Origin of the sequence: Roseateles sp. (assembly GCF_049240545.1) — a bacterium.
GTDB lineage: Bacteria > Pseudomonadota > Gammaproteobacteria > Burkholderiales > Burkholderiaceae_C > Paucibacter_A.
On sequence record NZ_JBMLSK010000056.1, the window covers coordinates 1 to 2,925 of the forward strand.

At 61.3% G+C, this 2,925-nt stretch carries 2 protein-coding genes; one reads left to right on the forward strand and one right to left on the reverse strand.

Going from position 1 to position 2,925, the window contains the following annotated elements:
• Positions 1-459 precede the first annotated feature (459 nt).
• Entirely contained in the window at positions 460-1,185 is a 726-nt protein-coding gene (locus ACOVRJ_RS03625) for a hypothetical protein (protein WP_422042540.1), read from the forward strand.
• 104 nt (positions 1,186-1,289) lie between these two features.
• Here ACOVRJ_RS03625 and ACOVRJ_RS03630 read toward each other — a convergent pair whose 3' ends face one another.
• Complete coding sequence (locus tag ACOVRJ_RS03630) at positions 1,290-2,786, reverse strand: IS5 family transposase (protein WP_422042541.1); 1,497 nt, start codon at positions 2,784-2,786, stop codon at positions 1,290-1,292.
• Positions 2,787-2,925 lie beyond the last annotated feature (139 nt).

A 2,925-nucleotide genomic window follows, 5' to 3' on the forward strand; every position in this document is an offset into this window, starting at 1 on the left:
CTGACGTTCGCAATGGAGATACTGTTGAAGTTCAGTATTCAGATGGAGCTATTCACACCTTCATTATTTCCTTTACTTACACCGGAGGACCCCAAATTTGGGCCAACCACAAGCAGGCTGGCGCCGAGGGCGAGCCAAAGTGCCGTTAGTTGCTGAGCTACGGAGTTAAAATCAGGATCAGATGAAATGAAGGCTCAGGTTCGGATGACTTCGCGGTGGCCCAGGCGCCTCTTCTGCCTAGCCGTCATCGGCGTCCTGTTTGCAATTGGGGCGAGGTTTTTTCTTCTTTGGTCTTCGCCCCAAGCGGGTTTCTCTGAGGGCGAAGTCACCAGTCTTGGCGTTTCGCCAGCACCGAGGTTTGTGACTCAAACCGCTGCCGAAAAGCCAGTTGAGTCGGATCCGAGGACCAACGTTGTCGCCGCCCAAGCGACAAGATTTGTAGACGCTTCGCCAGCGGAGATGTTGCAACAACTGGCGAACTCGCAGCAGCCTTATCCACTGTTGGTTTACCTTTATCAGCGCGGTAGGCCGGGCGACTACGAAGTAATCCGACATATAAGAGCCGAATGTTCTCTTGCCGGTCAGCTTGCCCATTATGCGAAGGAGCGAGGCCTGCTCAATGGCAACACTTTGACCATTCCATCGATGCAGTCGAACGGCCAGGCCCCTCCAACCTCTGAAACCACGCCAGCTATACACGCGCAGCGCATAACTGCTTTGCAGCAGATTGAAACAAGATGCACTCCGATAGGTCAAGAACACAATCGCTTCGATAGCCCGAATCCAGGTGATTCGAACGGAAAATTGCTTGTCAGCATGCTTGCGTCAAATTACACCGAACAAACTGCGAATCGGTTTAATGAAGCATTGAAGGCACAAGGGGTGCCAGTGACCGACTATGTGCTGCGATTGGCGCTGATTAGGCAGCACATGTCAGAGTTTTCCACATTCACCAGTGAGCGCCAGTTCGACGGCTTGATCGAGTTGGTTTCTCATGCTGCACAAATGGATGAGGCTGCACCAGGAGGCAGCCTTCGCGAGCTCGCCGCTTGCATGGCCGTTGGGGCTTGTGGAAAAAAGCTCGAAGAGCTCGACTTATCCTTCTACGACTTGCCGCCCGGTAGCCCGCAGCACGCCAAGGCGCTCGAAATGGTGCCCCGGCTAAGAGCTCTATTTCGCCTGTAAAGCTCAGCAGGAGTTGGGAGCGATAGACCCCGCCGACTACTGCGAAAGCCAGTACTTTCGCTCACGTAGGGCTAGTCAAATCTAAGTAGTCGGCCCTGCGAAATTCATCCCGGTGCCAGCCGCATTGAACCGAGCGGGCCGAAGCGCGTCGCAGAAGCACCGATCGCCGAGCGGGCGCGGTCCAAGACACGACGCACCGTGTAGACCCAGTTCGGTGCGAGCGCAAAAAGCCGCCGCCGGGCCTTGCGTGCCGCCTCCTTGGCCTGCTTGGCAATTGCACGCAGCAACCAGCGCAGGTTGAAGCCCGCCGCGCACAGCACCGCATGCAATGCATCCCCCTCGCTGCCCTTGAGCCAGCAGCGATCCATGCGGTGATCGGCCTTGGCATGTCCGATGGCCGGCTCCACCGCCTGGCGGCGCTTGAGCCATCGCTTTTGCACTGCCGTCAAGCTCTTGAACTTGCCCCGGTGGATCACCTCGACCGGCGCCACCTGAGCGTCCACGCCCCGGTACCCCAGATCCACCACCGCCGTCAGCGGCTTGACGCCGAGGTCCTGCAGCAGCGTCGTCGTCTGCTCCAACTGCGCCGCCAGCGTGTGCCCGTCGTACGGGTTGCCGGGGAAGCTGCGCGCTCCGACCATCAAGCCGCTCTTGTGGGTCACCGCCACGCTGACCTTGACGCCGAACTCGAAGGGCTTCCTGGCCTTGCCCTTGCCGATGCACTCGACCTCGGGGGCGTGCAGCGCGTAGAGCTTGCCCTTGTCTTGGCGGCGCTGGCTGTGGATGCGCCCGGCGCGCTCCATCCAGGGGGCCAGGACGGCTTGTGCCCCTTGGCTGAGGCTGCTCATCTTGCGCCTCACCTCACGCAGCACGATCCCGAGCACCGTGCGCTGGCGCCGCAGCACCCGCGCCAAGCGCTTGAACTGCTTGGCGTGGGCATAGCCGCTGGCGCGCCGGCGCAGCTTCTTGCCCTCGCGCTCATGGGTTTGCTTGAGCGCGATGCCGGCCTGCTTGGCCAGACGAACGATCTTGGCTCTTGCGGCTTCCAGCAAGCGACTGTCGGTGGGGTGCGCGACGGCCTTCTCCTGCACCGTGCTGTCGACGATCACGCGCTCGAACTCGGCCTTCTTGACGGCCTTGATCTCCAGCGCAGTCTCCACGGTGGTCTTGAGCAACTGCTCGACGCCGGCCTCGCCGATGAGGCGCCGGAAGCGGCCGATCTGCGTGGCGTCGCAAGGCAGGCGCGGCTGGTAGTACGCCATGCCGCTGAAGAACTGCCAGACGACGTTCTCGGCCCAGCGCTCGACGAGTTCCTCATCGCTCAAGTTGAAGGCGTGCTTGAGGTAGAGCAGCGCCACCATCAAGCGCACCGGCAGGCGAGGCCGGCCAGCGGGGCTGACCCCAGCCCCAACGAGCTGCGCGGAGGGGCCGAAGAGGTCAGCGCCCTGGACGAGACGGCCCTTGCGGTCGCGATGGGCCAGCGACGGGGCCAAGACAGCTTCGAGGGTCTGCCAAGGCATGCGACGCGCCAGCACCGCCAGCGGGTGGCGCAGGTCGATCATGTTCTCCAGACGGGCGCGGAAGAAGTCGTCGGTGGCCATCCAAGCTGCTCCAAAACTCCCAGGAATTGAGGGGTAGTGGAATTGAAGCTGGGAGTTCTGGCTATTGGCGATGGCCCTGAATCCAGGGCTGCGCTCCTATGAGCGGTGTGGGTGGTGAGGGGTTTTGCAGGGCCGACTA